Below are 287 nucleotides of genomic sequence, written 5' to 3' on the forward strand. Positions count from 1 at the left end.
GCTAAAGGGCGCTGCACCTCTGCACCGGCCGAAGAAGAAAATGCCATTGGCATAAATCCTAAAATATCTGTTACCGCTGTAAGCATGATCGGCCTGATTCGTTCTTTCGTACCCATAAAAATCCGGTCTTTGATACTGGTTACGCCTTCTTCTTTTAATGAATTAAAGCGATTCACCAGGACCAGACCGTTAAGTACTGCCACTCCAAAGAGCACGATAAAGCCTACACCTGCAGAGATACTAAAGGGCATGTCCCGGAGCCACAGGGCGAAAACACCCCCAATGGC

General features: G+C 48.1%; 1 protein-coding gene. It reads right to left on the reverse strand.

What is annotated here, in order from left to right; translation table 11 throughout:
* The coding region (locus tag HC176_RS19185; RefSeq protein WP_167920558.1) for an efflux RND transporter permease subunit at positions 1-287 on the reverse strand (287 nt) is incomplete at both ends.

The sequence above is a fragment of the Tamlana crocina genome (genome assembly GCF_012037625.1).